Below are 17,515 nucleotides of genomic sequence, written 5' to 3' on the forward strand. Positions count from 1 at the left end.
ACACATTCAGGAAGACTTGTTGATGGACGTTTCACGTATTCGCGTACTGCGCGGCCCTAACCTCTGGAGCAGGCATACTGCGATCGAAGCCATCGTCTCATGCCCCGAGGTCGAGCGCGCCATCGAAGGCATGCCCGGCTTTGAAGTGCGCCTGCGCGCACGCTTCCCGCATATCGGCTTCCTGCAACCGGCCGGCGAAATCAAGGCCGTCTCCATGGCGCATGCACTGCAAGCCGCCGCGCTGGGCCTGCAATCGCAAGCCGGTTGCCCGGTGACTTTCAGCCGCACCGTTCCGACCGTCGAAGCCGGCGTGTACCAGGTCATCGTCGAATACAGCGAAGAAGCCGTCGGCCGCCTCGCCTTCGAACTGGCGCAAGAACTGTGCAACGCCGCCGTCGACGACAAGCCGTTCGATTTGGCAGATGCATTGGCGCGCCTGCGTGAACTGGACGAAGACGTGCGTCTCGGACCGAGCACCGGCTCCATCGTCGCCGCTGCGGTCAAACGCGGCATCCCGTTCCGTCGCCTGACCGACGGCAGCATGGTGCAATTCGGATGGGGCAGCCGCCAGAAACGCATCCAGGCCGCCGAGACCAGCAATACCAGCGCCATTGCCGAATCGATCGCGCAGGACAAAGAACTGACCAAGATGCTGCTCAACGCCGCCGGCGTGCCGGTGCCGAACGGGCGCGTGGTGGAAACCGTGGAGGACGCCTGGGCCGCAGCACAGGAAATCGCCGCGCCGGTGGTCATCAAGCCGCGCGACGGTAATCAGGGCAAAGGCGTCGCCGTCAACATCAGCAGCCACGAGCAAATCGTCGCGGCCTTCAACGCGGCAGTCAAGATCAGCGATGAAATCATCGTCGAACGCTACCTGCCCGGCCACGATTACCGCCTGCTGGTGATCGGCAAGACCCTGGTCGCCGCCGCCCGCCGCGATCCGCCGCAAGTCATCGGCGACGGCGTGCACACCATCCGCCAACTGGTCGACACGGTCAACAGCGATCCGCTGCGCGGCGACGGTCATGCGACATCGCTGACCAAGATCCGTTTCGACGACATCGCTCTGGCGACCCTGTCCAAGCAAAATTACGACGCTGAATCGATCCCGCCGCAAGGTGCGCGCATCGTCCTGCGCAACAACGCCAACCTGTCCACCGGCGGCACCGCTACCGACGTCACCGATGACGTCCATCCTGAACTGGCTGCGCGCGCAGTCGCCGCAGCGCAGATGGTCGGCCTCGATATCTGCGGCGTCGACATTGTCTGCAACACCGTGCACGCGCCGCTGGAAGAACAGGAAGGCGGCATCGTCGAAGTCAACGCCGCTCCCGGCCTGCGCATGCATCTTTCGCCGTCCTACGGCAAGGGCCGCGCGGTCGGCGACGCCATCATCTCGACCATGTTCGCCGATGGCGACGACGCGCGCATCCCGCTCGTCGCAGTGGCCGGCACCAACGGCAAGACCACCACCGTGCGCCTGATCACGCACCTGCTGGCGCAAAAGGGCTTGCGCGTCGGCATGACCAACACCGATGGCGTCTACATCGACAATCAACGCACCGACACCGGCGACTGCAGTGGTCCACGCAGCGCCCGCAACGTGCTGTTCCACCCCGACGTCGACGCTGCCGTGTTGGAAACCGCACGTGGCGGCGTGCTGCGCGAAGGCCTCGGCTTCGACCGCTGCAACGTTGCCGTCGTAACGAATATCGGCATGGGCGACCATCTCGGCCTGAGCTACATCAGCACGGTCGAAGACCTCGCCGTGGTCAAGCGCGTGATCGTCGAAAACGTTGCGCCGACCGGCTTCGCAGTGCTCAACGCCGCCGACACCATGGTGTCGAGCATGGCGTCATCCTGCCCCGGCGCCGTGATCTTCTTCGCGCTCGACCCGACGCATCCGATCATGGCCACGCATCGCGCTCAAGGCCATCGCGTGGTCTACCGTGACGGCGACGACATCGTGGCGGCGCAAGGCGATCAGGAAATTCGCCTGGCGCTCAAGGACATTCCGCTGACCCGTAATGGCGGCATCGGCTTCCAGGTGGAAAACACCATGGCCTCAGTCGGTGCGGTATGGGCCCTGAGTCTTGACTGGGACATCGTACGCGCAGGTTTGCGCACTTTCATCAGCGATGTTGGCACCGCGCCGGGCCGCTTCAACCTGTTCGACTATCGCGGCGCCACCGTGATCGCCGACTACGGCCACAATCCCGACGCCATCAACGCGCTGGTCAAGGCGGTGGAAAGCATGCCCGCCAAACGTCGCTCGGTGGTGATCAGCGGTGCCGGCGATCGCCGCGACATCGACATCCGCCAGCAAACCGAAATCCTCGGCGATGCCTTTGACGAAGTCGTGCTGTACCAGGATCAATGCCAGCGCGGACGCGCCGACGGCGAAGTACTGGCGCTGCTGCGTCAGGGCCTGGCCAATGCGCGCCGCACGACTGTGACGAAGGAAGTCTTTGGTGAATTCCTCGCCATCGATACGGCGCTGGCCTCGCTCAAGGAAGGCGACCTGTGCCTGATCCTGATCGACCAGATCGAAGAAGCGCTGGCGCATATCGGCAAGCGTGTTGCTGAAGGCTGAATCATCCCTTGTAGCTTGCAGTAACCGGCAATAAAAAATCGCGTATGAAGTCTGACTTCATACGCGATTTTTTATGAGCTGAAAACATTGCATGCCTTCATCGGTCCGGCTTGATCGACTCAATCGTCGTCGTTCGGATCCAGTTCGGGGAACAGGATTTCGGTGAAGCCGAAGCGCGTGAAATCCTTGATCCGCATCGGATACAGCACACCGATCAGGTGATCGCATTCATGCTGCACCACGCGCGCATGAAAACCATCGACAGTGCGATCAATGCGGTTGCCCTTTTCGTCCACGCCTTCGTAGCGCAAGCGACTCCAGCGCGGCACCACGCCGCGCAGACCCGGCACCGACAAACAGCCTTCCCAACCTTCATCCTGCTCGTCGCCCAGCGGCGTCAGGGTCGGATTGATCAGCACTGTTTCAGGCACTTCGGGCGCGTCGGGATAGCGCTGGTTCTTCTTGAAACCGAAAATCACCAGCTGCAGGTTGACGCCAATTTGCGGCGCCGCCAGGCCTGCGCCGTTGACCGCGCGCATGGTCTCGAACATGTCGGCGATCAACACGTCCATTTCCGGCGTGCCGAATTGCTGCACCGGTTCCGCCTGCCGCAGCAGGCGCGGATCGCCCATTTTCAGAATGTCGCGAATAGCCATGTTGGTCCCCTTGTCCCTGCTTTGCTTCAGGAGTTGATGTCGAGCTGCTTCAGGTATTCGGTGAACGCTGCGCCGGTCTCCGGATGCTTCATGCCCATCGCTACCGTGGCCTTGAGATAACCGAGCTTGGAACCGCAATCGTAGCGCTGGCCTTCGTAGCGATACGCCAGCACAGTCTGCGCATGCATCAGTGCAGCGATACCGTCGGTCAATTGAATCTCGCCGCCGGCGCCCTTGCCGATGGTTTCGAGGTACTCGAAAATACGATTGTTGAGCACGTAGCGGCCGACCACCGCCAGCGTCGACGGCGCGACATCCGGTGCCGGCTTTTCGACGATGCCGTTGACGCGCTCCAGATTGGCCTGGTAGGCGGTAGCGCTGACAATGCCATATTGCTTGGTGTCGCTGCGCGGTACGTCCTGCACGGCCAACAGACTCAGGCCTTCGCGCTCGTAGACTTCGGTCATCTGCGCCATGACCGGCTTCTGGCCCGGACCGACATCCATGAAATCGTCCGCCAGCAGCACGGCGAAAGGCTCGTCGCCGACTACCGGACGTGCGCACAGCACCGCATGTCCCAGGCCCAATGGCGCGGATTGACGAATGAAAATGCAGGTGACATTCTTGGGAATCACGTTCTGGACGATGTCCAGCAACTGCTGCTTTCCGGCAGCTTCCAGTTCGGCTTCTAGCTCGTAGGCCTTGTCGAAATGGTCTTCGATGGCCCGCTTGTTGCGGCCGGTGATGAACACCATTTCGGTGATGCCTGCGGCGACCGCTTCTTCCACCGCGTAGTGAATCAGAGGCTTGTCGACGATGGGCAGCATTTCCTTCGGCTGTGCTTTGGTCGCAGGCAGGAAACGGCTGCCCAGGCCGGCGACAGGAAATACGGCTTTCTTGATTCTCTTGCTCATTGCAACTCCCGATAACATATTGAGTGTATTCACATGGCGCCGGACGCCTGACCCATGATGCATGATGCATGGCGTCATTATGGTCCAGTATCGCCGATTAATCTGCGGATGGCGCTTCCGGGCTGTCTTCAGGGCCGGTTTTGATCAGCAACTGCAGGCCGTCCTCGTCGAGGATGGAGATACCCAGCTCTTCGGCCTTGGTCAGTTTGCTGCCGGCATCGGCTCCGGCCACCACGTAAGCGGTCTTTTTCGACACCGAACCGCTGACTTTGCCGCCGGCCGCTTCGATCATCTGTGCCGCCTCGTCGCGCGTCAGCGTCGGCAAGGTGCCGGTCAGCACGAACGTCTTGCCGGCCAGCGTCTTGGCCTGGATCTCGATGCCCGCGCCTTCGCTCCAATGGATGCCGGCTGCGCGCAACTGATTCACCAGTTCGACATTCAGACCATCGGAGAAAAAGCTGACGATGGAACGCGCCACCACCGGACCGACGTCGGCCACTTCCAGCAGTTGTTCTTCGTTCGCCGCCAGCACCGCATCCATGTTGCCGAAATGGCGCGCCAATTCTTTCGCGGTAGCTTCACCGACGTGACGGATGCCGAGGCTGTAAATGAAACGCGCCAGCGTGGTCGACTTGGATTTTTCCAATGCATCGAGCACGTTCTGCGCCGATTTCTCTGCCATGCGGTCGAGTTCGGCCAGCGACGTCAGGCCAAGCTTGTATAAATCGGCTGCCGTGGTGATGACGCTCTTGTCGACCAGCTGTTCGATCAGTTGATCGCCCAGGCCTTCGACATCCATGGCGCGGCGCGAGGCGAAATGCTGCAGACCGCCCTTGCGCTGCGCCGAGCATTTGACCCAGCCGCCCGAACAGCGCGCGATCGCTTCATCCTCAAGACGAATGATCTCGGAGCCACAAACCGGACACGTCTTGGGCATGTCGAACGGTTTTGCATCGGCCGGCCGCGACTCCGGCACATAGGCGACCACTTCCGGGATCACGTCGCCGGCGCGGCGCACGATCACGGTGTCGCCGATCTGGATATCCTTGCGGCGTACTTCATCTTCGTTGTGCAGCGTCGCGTTGGTGACGGTCACGCCGCCGACGAACACCGGGGCCAGCCGCGCTACCGGCGTGATGGCGCCGGTACGGCCGACCTGCACTTCGATGCCTTGCACTACGGTCAGCGCTTCCTGCGCCGGGAATTTATGCGCCAATGCAAAACGCGGCGCGCGCGACACGAAACCAAGCTTCTGCTGCTGGTCAAGACGGTCCACCTTGTAGACCACGCCATCGATCTCATAAGGTAGTTCGGCGCGCTTGGCGCCGATGCCGTTGTAGAACTTCAGCAAGCCTTCAGCGCCCTGCACCACTGCGCGTTCCTTGCAAACCGGCAGGCCCAGTTCTGAATACCAGTCGAGCAAGGCGGAATGCGATGCCGGCATGGTGACGCCTTCCAGCACGCCGATGCCATAGGCAAAGAAACGCAGGGTGCGCTGCGCCGTGATCTTCGAGTCGAGCTGGCGCAGGCTGCCCGCCGCAGCGTTGCGCGGGTTGGCGAATTCCTTCTGGCCGGCGTCGCGCTGGCGCTGGTTGAGCCGGGCAAAATCGTTCTTGTACATCAGCACTTCGCCGCGCACTTCCAGCACCTGCGGCGCCGTGTCGCCATGCAGGCGCAACGGAATAGCGCGCACGGTGCGGATGTTGGCCGTGACGTTTTCACCGGTGGTGCCGTCGCCGCGCGTGGCGGCGCCGACCAGCACGCCGTCTTCATAACGCAAGCTGATGGCAAGACCGTCGAACTTCAGTTCGGTGGCGTAGGCAATGTCGGTCTCGGAAGACAGGCCGTCCTTGACGCGTTTGTCGAAGGCGACGATGTCTTCGTCGTCGAAGCCGTTGCCCAGCGACAGCATCGGGATCGCGTGACGCACCTGCTCGAATTGCGGCAGCGGCGCGCCGCCGACCCGTTGGGTGGGCGAGTCGCTGGTGGCCAGTTCGGGATGTTCCAGCTCCAACGCCTGCAGCTCGTGGAACAGCTTGTCGTATTCGGCGTCAGGAATACTGGGATTGTCGAGGACGTAGTAAGCGTGGTTGTGACGGTCCAACGTCGCCTTGAGCGACGCCGCCCGCGCGCGCCAGTCTCCTGGCGCTACGGGTGCTGAATGTGAATCTGGGTGCATGGTAGGAGCGCTCAAAGAGTAGCGCGCAAGCTTAACTGAAGAGGCGCATCGCGCGCTTGGAGCCGGCCGGGATTTCTGCCGATTCCATGGCGCTGTAGAACGCGCCGACCTGCTCGGCGATATCGCTCAGCGCGGCGTCCGACAGCAACTGATCGCTGTCGTCGACCACGGTGCCGCCCAGGCGCATGGCCAGCGAGCGTGCGCAGGCGATCATGGCGCCGTAACCGTCGCGGGCCGGGCCGACGCGCGGCACGTCCAGCAACAGCGTGAGGCGATCGGTGGTTTCTGCTGCGCCGGTAACGTTGGTCGACATCGAGAACAGCACTTCGCCCTCGCCGTCCTGCATTACCAGATGGCCGTCGGTGCGACGATCAAAACCCTGGCGGGTCAATGCCGCAAGCAAGGTGGTGACGTTCCACGGTGCGCCATTGGAGCGCACGTTGACGCCCAGCTGGACGTCGTGGTCCATGACGAATTGGTGCAGCGCCTGCGCCGTTTTCATCACGTCGATCATGTCGGGGATTTCCGGCTCGGCGCCGATCGCGTCGGTGAACTCACGCAGACGCACGATCAGTTCGGAATATTCAAGTTCGTTGAGTCCGTTATTGCGATTGGCCAGTTGCACGCCGGCCAGCAAGGCGTTGTACGAACTGCCGTGGCCGATCGGCTCCCATTCGCCTTCCGTGGTGCGACCGACGAAATTCACGGTCTTGTTGCCGACATGGCGCAGGTTCTGCACGCCCGGCAACAGCTTCTCGCCTCGCACGGCAACTTCCAGCGCGATCGGGATGATGCAGTCGACCAGCTCGTCGACCGGCAATTCGCGCTGCGGCGCTGCGAGCGATTGTCCCGCTTGTCCCATCCCTGCCACTTGCTCGCCGGCAAACATTTCGGTGTCGTTGAGCGTGGCTTCAACATGGCTCAGATCGGTGTTGAGATTGTCCACGTTCAGCGGATCGGCCAGATAGTCGTCATGGCTGTCGAGCGGCGTATCGATCGACAGGTAAGGTTCGACCGGCGTATCAAGATCCGCTTCGGTGACCGGTGGTGTGATCGGTTGCTGTTCCGGCGCAGGCACTTGCGGCCGGCGTTCGGGCATTTGGTACAGCTCTGGCTCGACGCGGTCATCGTCGTCATACATCGACAGCGGCGACTTCGCGGCAGGTGCTGTCGGCGCCGGTGCAGTCTGGAACGACGGCGGCACGGCCGCAGCCGGCGCGCTTTTCGCAGTCGGCCGGGCGGGAGCAAGCGGTTGCGTCGCGCTGTCGGCATTCATCAGCACGTCATCGTGGTCTGAAGAGAACGCACGCTCGACGGTCTTGCGCGTCTTGTGCTCCTGCCATTTATTGTAGGAAATCACGCCCACGACGATCACGCCGCCGATGACGATCAGGCTGGTCTGGAGGTCTGTCATGCCGAATGCACCCTGGAATTTTTCTTGGAAGCGAGGCGCGCTGCGGCATTGCCGGCGCCGGCCATCACTGCGGTGGTTGAGAGAATTGCAGTTGCTGCAGCCGCTGCGGCCTTGCCCTGATGGGCGGCGCGACGGACATCAACTGCGTTCAGTTCGATAAAACTGGTCATAACTGGTCTTTGTGGATTCCTGAGAGTCGGCGGCACACGGCGTTCAATTGCTTCTTGAATATATCCGTACAGCAGAAAAAGTACGCCTGGTCCGCCATTACCGTCTTGTTATTCTTTGTCTGGATCGCTTTGCATCAGCAGCACTGAAGCCCCGCTAAAGCCCTTGTATGACAAGCTGTTCAGGGTAGTGTTCCCCCTTGGGCTTGTCAAGCTGTCCGGCCTATGAAAAACGGCGCGTCAGCGCCGAAATTCGCGACTCGCGCGCGGCACGCAAAAACCAGACGGCCTAAGCCGCCTGCACCTCCGACGTGAAGTTGGCCGCCGCCTCCATGTCGACCGCCACGATGCGCGATACGCCCTGCTCCTGCATGGTCACGCCGATCAGCTGGTTGGCCATTTCCATCGCGATCTTGTTATGCGAGATGAACAGGAACTGGGTGTTCGACGACATGCGCTTGACCATATTGCAGAAGCGCTCGGTGTTGGCATCGTCGAGCGGCGCATCCACTTCGTCCAGCAGGCAGAACGGCGCCGGATTCAGCTGGAACATCGAGAACACCAGCGCCGTCGCGGTCAGCGCCTTTTCACCACCGGACAGGAGGTGAATCGTGGCGTTCTTCTTGCCGGGCGGTTGCGCCATGACCTGCACGCCGGAATCGAGAATCTCGTCGCCGGTCATGGTCAGCTTGGCCTGGCCGCCGCCGAACAGGATCGGGAACAGCTCGGCAAAGTGGCCGTTGACCTTGTCGAAGGTGTCCTGCAGCAAGCCGCGGGTTTCGATATCGATCTTGTGGATGGCGTCTTGCAACGTGGTGATCGCCTCGTTGAGATCGGCATACTGCGCATCGAGGAAATTTTTACGCTCGGAAGCGGTCGCCAGTTCATCCAACGCCGCCAGATTGACTGCGCCCAGGGCGGCAATCGCATTGGTCAGACGGGTCACTTCGCCCTGCAGGTAGGAAGGACGCATGTCGTCGGTGAGCTTCTCGGCCAGCGCCGCTTCGTCGGCCTGGGTGTTGGCCAGCGCTTCGGTGAACTGCTCCTGATTCAGGCGCGCAGCCTGTTCCTTCAACTGCAGTTCGGTGATGCGGTCGCGCTGTGGTTGCAGGCTGCGTTCGGCTTGCAAGCGCGCTTCTTCATGATGGCGCAGCTGTTGCGACAGCTGATCGAGTTCGTGACGGGCGTCGGCCAGCGCGCGCTCCTGATCGGTGCGCTTGTCCAGCAAGGATTGCAAACCGGCTTGCGCGGCCTGGTCGTCGAGGCTTTCCAATTCCAGACTGCCCTGTTGCATGCTGGCAAACAATTGCGCGGCCTGCTCCAGCGCGGTAGCGATGCTGCGCTTGAGTTCGTCGATCTTGTTGCGCTGCGACTTCTCGGAGAACTCGGCTTCCTGTGCGGCGCGCTCGAGTTCGCGCAGGCGCAGGCGTGCGTCGTTGAGCTGCTGCTCCTTGCTGAGGTAATCGGTCTGGCCGTTTTCATGCGACTCCTGCAGCTCGGCCAGCTCGATGTCGAGTTGTTCGAACTTGGCTTCGGATTCAGCCTTGATCTGTTGCTGTTCGACTTCCTGCATTTCGATTTCGGCGAGGTCGGCGACGATCTGCGTGCTGCGCTGGTTGAAGCGCTCCTGCACTTCCGACAGCTTCATCACTTCGATCTGCAGGCTGTGCACAGCCTGGGTCAGGCCGGCCACACGCTGGCGCAATTCCTGCAGGCGCTGGGTGGCGCCGGTCATGGCGGCATCGGCGCGCACAGCGCGCGACTTGGCTTCTTCAGCCAGCATGTATTGGGCACGCTGCTGCTTGGTCAGGTTTTCGATTTCCTGCTGGCGCGCCAGCATGCCGTCCTGCTCCGAATCGGAGGCGTAGAACCGCACGCTTGACTGGCTCACCACGTGACCTTGCTTGGTCACGAAGAAGGCGCCGGCCGGCAGCTTGCTGCGATCGACGAACGCGCTGGCGGTGTCGTCGGCGATGAAGACATTGTGCAGCCAGTCCTGCATCAGCGCGCGCAAACCCGGATCGTTGAGTTGCAACAGATTGATGAACGGCTTCAGGCCGTTCGGAGCCGGTTCGACGGGCGCAGCTGTCGGATTCGGCGCGAACAGCGCCAGCTTGGCCGGCGGCGCGTCGTTGAAGAAGGCCTTGGCCCAGTCCAGGTTGGATACTTCCAGCGCCGACATGCGCTCGCGCAGCACCGACTCCAGCGAGGTTTCCCAGCCGGCGTCGATGTGCAGCTTCTGCCACAGGCGCGGCAGGTTGGCCAGTTCGTGCTTTTCCAGCCACGGTTGTACCTTGCCTTGCGTCTGCACGCTTTCCTGCAATTGCTTGAGGGCTGACTGGCGCGCTTCGAGCTGCGCCAGATCGGAGGTTTCCTTGCTGACCAGTTCCTGCGCGGTGCGGCGTTCTTCTTCCAGCTTCGGCTGCTGTTCCTGCGCCTCTTCGAGGTACATGGAAGCTTCTTCCAGCGACGCCTGTTTTTCTTCCAGCTGCAGCTTGAGGTTGGACAAGTGCGCGTCGTCGGGCATGTTCAGGCCGCTCTTTTCCTGCGCCAGACGTTCGCGGCGCACGGCCAGGCCCGACAGAATGTTGGAGGCGTTGCGCTGATGCGCCGACTCCAGTTCGATCTGCTGCTGGATCTGCATGATCTTGCCGCGCGACTCGGTGGTCTTGAGTTGCGCTTCACGCCATGCCTGCTCCAGCGTCGGCACCTTGTCGTTGCCGTCCTGCACGGCTTGCTGCGCCTGCTCGACGCGCATGCCTTGCTCTTCAAGCTGAATCTCGGCTTCGGCCAGGTCGTCCTGGTGCTGCGTGCCCTGGCGTTGCCATTGGTCACGCTGCGCAGTGAGCGAATTGAGTTGCGATTGCAGACGGTTGCGCGATTCGATGACGAACTTGATCTGCGCTTCCAGGCTGCCGATCTCGGAATTGGTCTGGTACAAATGGCCTTGCGCCGTATGCAAACGATCGCCGGCGCCGTAATGGGCCTGGCGCATATGTTCCAGCTCGGTTTCGACGTGGCGCAGCTTGGCGGTCTGTTCTTCGAGGTCGATCTGCGCGCGTTCGATGTCGCGGAAGTATTTTTCTTGCTCGGCCTTGGCTTCGTTCTTGCGCAGCAGCCACAACAGTTTTTGCTTCTCTTCCTGGTCGCCGGTGAGGTCGTTGAATTTCTTGGCGACGGCGGCCTGCGCTTCCAGCTTTTCGAGGTTGGCGTTGAGCTCGCGCAGGATGTCTTCCAGGCGGGTCAGGTTTTCGCGCGTGTCGTGCAGGCGGTTTTCGGTTTCGCGACGGCGTTCCTTGTACTTCGACACGCCGGCGGCTTCTTCGAGGAAGATGCGCAGTTCTTCGGGACGCGCTTCGATGATGCGCGAAATCATGCCCTGGCCGATGATCGCGTAAGCGCGCGGGCCGAGGCCGGTGCCGAGGAAGATGTCCTGGATGTCGCGGCGGCGCACCGCCTGGTTGTTGATGTAGTACGACGAGGTGCCATCGCGCGTGAGGGTGCGCTTGACGGCGATTTCGGCGTATTGGCCCCACTGGCCCGCAGCCTTGCCCATGGCATTGTCGAACACCAGTTCGACGGAAGCGCGCCCGGCCGGCTTGCGGTTGGTGGAGCCGTTGAAAATGACGTCCTGCATGGACTCGCCGCGCAGTTCGGAGGCTTTGGATTCGCCCAGCACCCAGCGCACGGCGTCAATGATGTTGGACTTGCCGCAACCGTTGGGGCCCACCACGCCCACCAGCTGTCCCGGCACCTGGAAATTCATCGGATCGACGAAAGACTTGAATCCTGACAATTTAATGGAATTTAAGCGCACGTTATCTACAATTTCACAGAGTTTGACGGAGGCAGGCAAATTTGCCCGCAATAGCCCGGTATCATAACATTCCGAGAGGGAAAACCGCTCAATTCACGGCTTGCAAGACGAATCGCCGCTGCCGCAACGAGCCCGCCAAAACGAACGGCTTGCCCGATCGCTCGGACAAGCCGTTGCAGCCTTAACTCAAGCGCGAACGCAAGCCCGCGCGTCCTTAAAAAGTTTCCCAGTCGCCGTCGTTGACCGGAGGTGAAGCGGAAGAGGACTTGGCAGGAGCTGGTTTCGATGCCGCCGGGACGCGCGCGACTGCGGCCGAGGCCTTGCGCGGCGTAGTCGCCGGTGCAGGTGCAGGCGCAGCCTTCGGAGCGACCCGGGGTGCAATCGCGGCGGCGCGAACAACCGGCGCAGCGGCAACAGCCGAAACGCCTTCCGCCTGGAAGAACGCCACCGCATCCTTCAACCTGCGCGCCTGCTCTTCCAGCGAACCGGCCGCCGCTGCGGCCTGCTCCACCAACGCGGCGTTCTGCTGCGTGGCCTGGTCCATTTGCGTGATCGCCAGATTGACCTGGCCGATACCGCTGCTCTGCTCTTCGGTGGCCGAGGAGATTTCGCCCATGATGTCGGTGACACGCTGCACCGCATTGACCACTTCGCCCATGGTCTGACCGGCGCGTTGCACCAGTTCCGAACCGCTGCCGACGCGTGTGACGGAGTCATCAATCAACTGCTTGATTTCCTTGGCGGCCTGCGCGCTGCGTTGCGCCAAGCTGCGCACTTCGGAGGCGACCACCGCGAAGCCGCGGCCCTGCTCGCCGGCGCGCGCGGCTTCCACCGCCGCATTCAAGGCAAGAATATTGGTCTGGAATGCAATGCCGTCGATCACGCCGATGATGTCCGCGATTTTGCGCGAGCTTTCCGTGATGCCTTGCATGGTGTCGACCACTTGTCCCACCACGTCGCCGCCGCGACGCGCGATGTCGGATGCGGTGTTGGCCAACTGGCCGGCCTGGCGCGCGTTGTCGGCGTTCTGCTTCACGGTCGAGGTGAGTTCTTCCATGCTCGACGCCGTCTCTTCCAGCGACGCCGCCTGCTGCTCGGTGCGTGACGACAGATCCATGTTCCCCGCTGCAATTTCCTTGGCGCCGGTGTCGATGGAGTCGGTGCCGGCGCGGATGCCGCTGATCACCGATGACAGGCGTTCGCGCATCACACTCATTTCATACAGCAGGCTGGTCTTGTCTCCCGCCCGGGTCTGGATCGCCATGGTCAGGTCGCCGGATGCAATACGCGAGGCCACCCCGACTGCATACGCCGGTTCGCCGCCGAGACTGCGTGTGATGTTGCGGATGATCGCCAACATCATCGCCGACACCACGACGCCGATCACGATCAGGATGCCGGCCAGTTTCAGCAGGTTCTTGTAGAAATCGCTTTCAACGTCGTTGAGGAACACGCCCGACACCAGCAGCCAGTCCCACGGCTGGTAATAGATCAGGTAGCTGACTTTCTGCGTGCGGTTGGTGTCGTCGGCGCCCGGCAGGCGTCCCATGTAGTTGACGTAACCGCGCTGCTGCGCCTTGCCGACCTTGACCATGTCGACGTAGTAGAGCTTGCCGTCGCTGTCCTTGCGGTCGCCGACATTCTTGCCGACCACGCTCTTGTTGGTCGGGTGCATCAGCACCACCGGCTTGGAATCGAAGACAAAGATGTAGTTGTCGTTGTCGTAACGCATGGCGGCGATGCGTTCCAGCGCCTGTTTCTGAGCGTCGGCCAGAGGGGTCTTGCCGGTCGCGACTTCGGCAGCGTAACTCTTGAGGATGCCTTCGGCGGTTTCGACCACGCGCTTGAGTCCGGCTTCGCGTTCGTTGATCATGTTTTGCCGGGTGTTGAGCGCCGACCACGCCGCCAGCACCAGCAGGCCGATCCACATGACGACCAGCGCCAGCAGCAGTTTCGACTTCAATGTTTTCATACTTGCAACTCCGTTCGTTCCAGATGGGGGAGATTTATTCTTGATCGCGAACGATAGCTTACTTTGCGGCAAGCAGATCACGTGAACAGCGCGGTTTCCTGCCTGTGTTTGTTCAATTTGCTGCATTGCCACAACAAGATCAACCGCCAAAGGTCCTGACTACCTGCCACTTGCGCTGCGATATGCGATACAGCGTATAAGGAGGATTATTCTGGCTGCCATCGACGGCGAACGAGACCGTCCCCGAGATGCCTTTGTATTGCATGTTATGCAAGGTTTCCACGGCCGCCTTCGGATCGACCGAGTTGTTCTTGCGCAGCGCCTCGATCAGCATGCCGACAGCATCGTACGAAAACATGGCGTAGGCAGTCAGGGGCGAATCGAATTTCTTGCTATAGGCTTTTTCGAATTGCGCATAGCCGGGTCGCGATTCGACCGGCAAACCGTGCAACAGCAAGTGCGTCCCCTCCGGATACGGACCGCTGTCGGGAAACTCCAGATTGACCGCGCCTCCGCTCAGCAACAGCGTCGAATTCACACCGAGGCGTTGGCAATGCTGAGAGAAGGCGACCGCCTGCGGCCCCACTCCCGTGAAGAACAACAGATCCGCACCCTCGCTTTTCACGCGCGACAACACTCCATTGAAGTCGGAAGTCTTGCTGTTGACGGTATCCCGCAACACCACCAGACCACCATCCTGCTTGACCTGACGGAGGAACACCTCAGCCAGCGCCGCTCCGAGCGCAGTGCCGTTGTCGATCACAGCAACGCGTTTGGCCTTGAGCATGTCGAGAGAGACCTTGGCCAGAAGAATTGACGTGATGTCGCTGTGCCCGAGCAACTGGAACGCGGTGCGATAGCCGCCCTGGGTAAATTGCCGACCGGTAGACGTTGGAGACAATTGAGGAATGCCTGCGTCGGCATAGATCGGCGCTGCGGCAACGCTGGTGTCCGTCGTATTGTGGCCGATCACGCCGGCTACACCGGAAGCCACGAAGGACTTGGCAGTGACCCGCGCGAAATTCACATCGGACTGATCGTCTGCCACCAGCAGTTTGAAGAATACCGGACGGCCGCCGATCTGCAGCTTGCGTTGATTGGCATCGTCCACCGCCATCTGTGCGCCATCGCGCGCGCTGTAGCTGAGATTGGACTGCGTTTTTTTGCCCAATCCGCCCGCGAAACCGATCAGTACGGTTTGCCCGGAGCTTGCCTGAGCATGGGCGGGCAGCACAGGCAAAAGAAACGCGCCCGTACAAGCGGCAAAAAATATCGAAATGACAATGAATGAAACAGACTGCTTTGCGGACATGTGCCGCAAGCAAATGAAATTCATGGCGCCCCCTGATTCCCGCAATCGCCGACATGCCGTACGACAACCCGCTGTGTGGTTTTTGTCGCGCCTTCATCATGTGCACTTTACGCCGGCTTGTCAAAACACGCCGCCGGAATGTTGCTTCAGCCGCCCGGAGCGCATCATCCGGGCAACAATCAGTATAATGTCGCCCTATCCCACCCTTGCTACGCGCCTTCGTGCATCCATTGTGAATCCATTACTCGACAAGCTGCAGCCTTACCCGTTCGAAAAACTGAAGAACCTGTTTTCCGACGTCACGCCCAACCCCGACTATCGCCACATCAGCCTGGGCATCGGCGAACCGAAGCATCCGACGCCGGCGTTCATCAAGCAGGCCCTGACCGACAACCTGGCCGGCTTGGCGACCTATCCCACCACGATCGGCTCCGAAGCGCTGCGCAGCGCCATCGCCGGCTGGCTGGAACGTCGCTACGGCTTGCCGAAAATCGATCCTGCCACCCAGGTGCTGCCGGTCAACGGTTCGCGCGAGGCGCTGTTCTCGCTGACGCAAACCGTGGTCGACCCATCGCAAAAAGATGCGCTGGTGATCTGCCCGAATCCGTTCTATCAGATCTACGAAGGCTCGGCCTATCTGTCGGGTGCGCAACCCTACTTCGTCAATTCGGATCCGGCGCGCAATTTCGCCCCCGATTTCAGTCAGGTGCCGGACGATGTCTGGCCACGCGTCAAGCTGCTGTTCCTGTGCTCGCCGGGCAATCCGACCGGCGCAGTGCTGTCGCTCGATGACTGGAAGAAACTGTTCGAACTCTCCGACCGCTACGGCTTCGTGATCGCCTCGGATGAATGCTATTCGGAAATCTATTTCAAGGCGGAAGCCCCATTGGGCGGCCTCGAAGCGGCGCACAAGCTGGGCCGCGGCTACGATCGCCTGATCGCCTTCTCGAGCCTGTCGAAGCGCTCCAACGTGCCCGGCATGCGTTCTGGCTTCGTGGCCGGCGACGCCGCGATCCTGAAGAAATTCCTGCTGTACCGCACCTATCATGGCGGCGCCATGAGCCCATCGATCCAGAACGCCTCGATTGCCGCCTGGAACGATGAGACCCACGTGCAGGAAAATCGCGCCAAGTACATCAAGAAATTCAGCCAGGTGACGCCGCTGCTGCAAGAAGTCCTGGACGTGTCCTTGCCAGACGCCGGCTTTTACCTGTGGGCCAAGGTCGATAAACTGACCTCGATCAGCGACACGGAATACGCCAAGCGCCTCTATGCCGAATATAATGTCACGGTATTGCCCGGCAGTTACCTGGCGCGCGAAGCCAACGGCGTCAATCCGGGCCAGCAACGCATCCGCATGGCGCTGGTCGCCGAAGTGGAAGAATGCCTGGAAGCGGCGCAACGCATTGTCGCTTTCACGCGCAAGCTGGCGGCAGCCTGAATCGGCGATTCGCCGCGTCAGGCAAATTAAGCAGATCCACTATCCGACGCGCCGTTTCATATCCGGTTTTCAGCATTGAAACGCGCCTCGGTTTTTATTCATATTCATTTTCAACCTAGATAAAACAAGATGACCCAATCTATCCAACAAATCATCGATCAGGCGTGGGAAGACCGCGCCAGCCTGTCGCCGAAGACCGCACCTGCCGACATCCGTAACGCCGTGGCGGAAGTCATCGCCGGCCTGAACGAAGGCACACTGCGCGTGGCGGATCGCCAAAGCGTCGGCCAATGGCAAGTCAACCAATGGGTCAAGAAAGCCATCCTGCTGTCGTTCCGTCTGGAAGACAACGTCCCGGTCGGCTCGGGCATTCCCGGCTATCCGCAGTTCTACGACAAGGTCCCGACCAAGTTCGCCAACTACACCGCTGAAGATTTCGCCAAGGGCGGCTTCCGCGTGGTGCCGCCGGCAGTTGCCCGCCACGGCTCCTTCATCGGCAAGAACGTCGTGCTGATGCCTTCCTACGTCAACATCGGCGCTTACGTCGATGAAGGCGCGATGGTCGACACCTGGGCCACGGTCGGTTCCGCTGCGCAAATCGGCAAGAACGTCCACCTGTCCGGTGGCGTCGGCATCGGCGGCGTGCTCGAGCCTGTGCAAGCCGGTCCGGTCATCATCGAAGACAACTGCTTCATCGGCGCCCGTTCGGAAGTCGTCGAAGGCGTGATCATCGAAGAAAATTCGGTGCTGTCGATGGGCGTCTACATCGGCCAGTCGACCAAGATCTACGATCGCGAAACCGGCGAAGTGCATTACGGCCGCGTGCCTGCCGGCTCCGTCGTGGTGCCGGGCAACCTGCCGTCGAAGGATGGCAAGTACAGCCTGTACGCTGCGATTATCGTCAAGAAGGTCGATGCACAAACACGTTCGAAGACCTCGATCAACGAACTGCTGCGCGGCGCTTAATCAGCATCGCAGCACCATGAATTGCCGGCGCGTGCCGGCAATTCTGTTTGCAGCAAACCAAGAGATATGGCCGGCATGCATGAC

General features: G+C 61.2%; 11 protein-coding genes. 3 read left to right on the top strand and 8 right to left on the bottom strand.

Features of this window, described 5'->3' with window-relative positions; all coding sequences use genetic code 11:
• Positions 1-22 precede the first annotated feature (22 nt).
• Positions 23-2,593: a cyanophycin synthetase gene (cphA, locus tag E4P32_RS07790; RefSeq protein WP_116432502.1), complete on the top strand. Its 2,571-nt coding sequence runs from the start codon at positions 23-25 to the stop codon at positions 2,591-2,593.
• A 119-nt stretch (positions 2,594-2,712) separates the two neighbouring features.
• Here cphA and def read toward each other — a convergent pair whose 3' ends face one another.
• From def to E4P32_RS07825, 8 genes are all read right to left on the bottom strand, one after another.
• Positions 2,713-3,249, bottom strand: a complete 537-nt coding sequence (gene def, locus E4P32_RS07795; RefSeq protein ID WP_116432501.1) for a peptide deformylase — start codon at positions 3,247-3,249, stop codon at positions 2,713-2,715.
• A gap of 26 nt (positions 3,250-3,275) precedes the next feature.
• On the bottom strand, positions 3,276-4,163 hold the full coding sequence (gene galU, locus E4P32_RS07800; RefSeq protein ID WP_116432500.1) for a UTP--glucose-1-phosphate uridylyltransferase GalU: 888 nt from the start codon (positions 4,161-4,163) through the stop codon (positions 3,276-3,278).
• A 97-nt stretch (positions 4,164-4,260) separates the two neighbouring features.
• Positions 4,261-6,342, bottom strand: a complete 2,082-nt coding sequence (gene ligA / locus E4P32_RS07805) for an NAD-dependent DNA ligase LigA (RefSeq protein ID WP_116432499.1) — start codon at positions 6,340-6,342, stop codon at positions 4,261-4,263.
• 31 nt (positions 6,343-6,373) lie between these two features.
• Positions 6,374-7,756, bottom strand: coding sequence for a cell division protein ZipA C-terminal FtsZ-binding domain-containing protein (locus E4P32_RS07810; protein ID WP_116432498.1), 1,383 nt, complete (start codon positions 7,754-7,756; stop codon positions 6,374-6,376).
• Positions 7,753-7,926: a hypothetical protein gene (locus E4P32_RS24085; protein ID WP_158559692.1), complete on the bottom strand. Its 174-nt coding sequence runs from the start codon at positions 7,924-7,926 to the stop codon at positions 7,753-7,755. The genes E4P32_RS07810 and E4P32_RS24085 overlap by 4 nt, the downstream gene beginning before the upstream one ends.
• Positions 7,927-8,212: 286 nt before the next feature.
• Positions 8,213-11,740 (bottom strand): chromosome segregation protein SMC, encoded by a 3,528-nt coding sequence (smc, locus tag E4P32_RS07815; RefSeq protein WP_116432497.1) that lies wholly within the window; start codon positions 11,738-11,740, stop codon positions 8,213-8,215.
• Between the two features lie 214 nt (positions 11,741-11,954).
• Positions 11,955-13,712 (bottom strand): methyl-accepting chemotaxis protein, encoded by a 1,758-nt coding sequence (locus E4P32_RS07820; RefSeq protein ID WP_116432496.1) that lies wholly within the window; start codon positions 13,710-13,712, stop codon positions 11,955-11,957.
• Between the two features lie 139 nt (positions 13,713-13,851).
• A complete protein-coding gene (locus E4P32_RS07825) occupies positions 13,852-14,883 on the bottom strand; it encodes a branched-chain amino acid ABC transporter substrate-binding protein (protein ID WP_158559691.1) in 1,032 nt (343 codons plus the stop codon).
• Between the two features lie 373 nt (positions 14,884-15,256).
• Here E4P32_RS07825 and dapC point away from each other — a divergent pair, with 373 nt between their 5' ends.
• On the top strand, positions 15,257-16,465 hold the full coding sequence (gene dapC, locus E4P32_RS07830) for a succinyldiaminopimelate transaminase (protein ID WP_116432494.1): 1,209 nt from the start codon (positions 15,257-15,259) through the stop codon (positions 16,463-16,465).
• 129 nt (positions 16,466-16,594) lie between these two features.
• Entirely contained in the window at positions 16,595-17,431 is an 837-nt protein-coding gene (gene dapD / locus E4P32_RS07835) for a 2,3,4,5-tetrahydropyridine-2,6-dicarboxylate N-succinyltransferase (RefSeq protein WP_007875794.1), read from the top strand.
• The last annotated feature ends 84 nt before the right edge of the window (positions 17,432-17,515 follow it).

This window comes from Herbaspirillum sp. 3R11 (assembly GCF_004563925.1).
GTDB lineage: Bacteria > Pseudomonadota > Gammaproteobacteria > Burkholderiales > Burkholderiaceae_D > Herbaspirillum.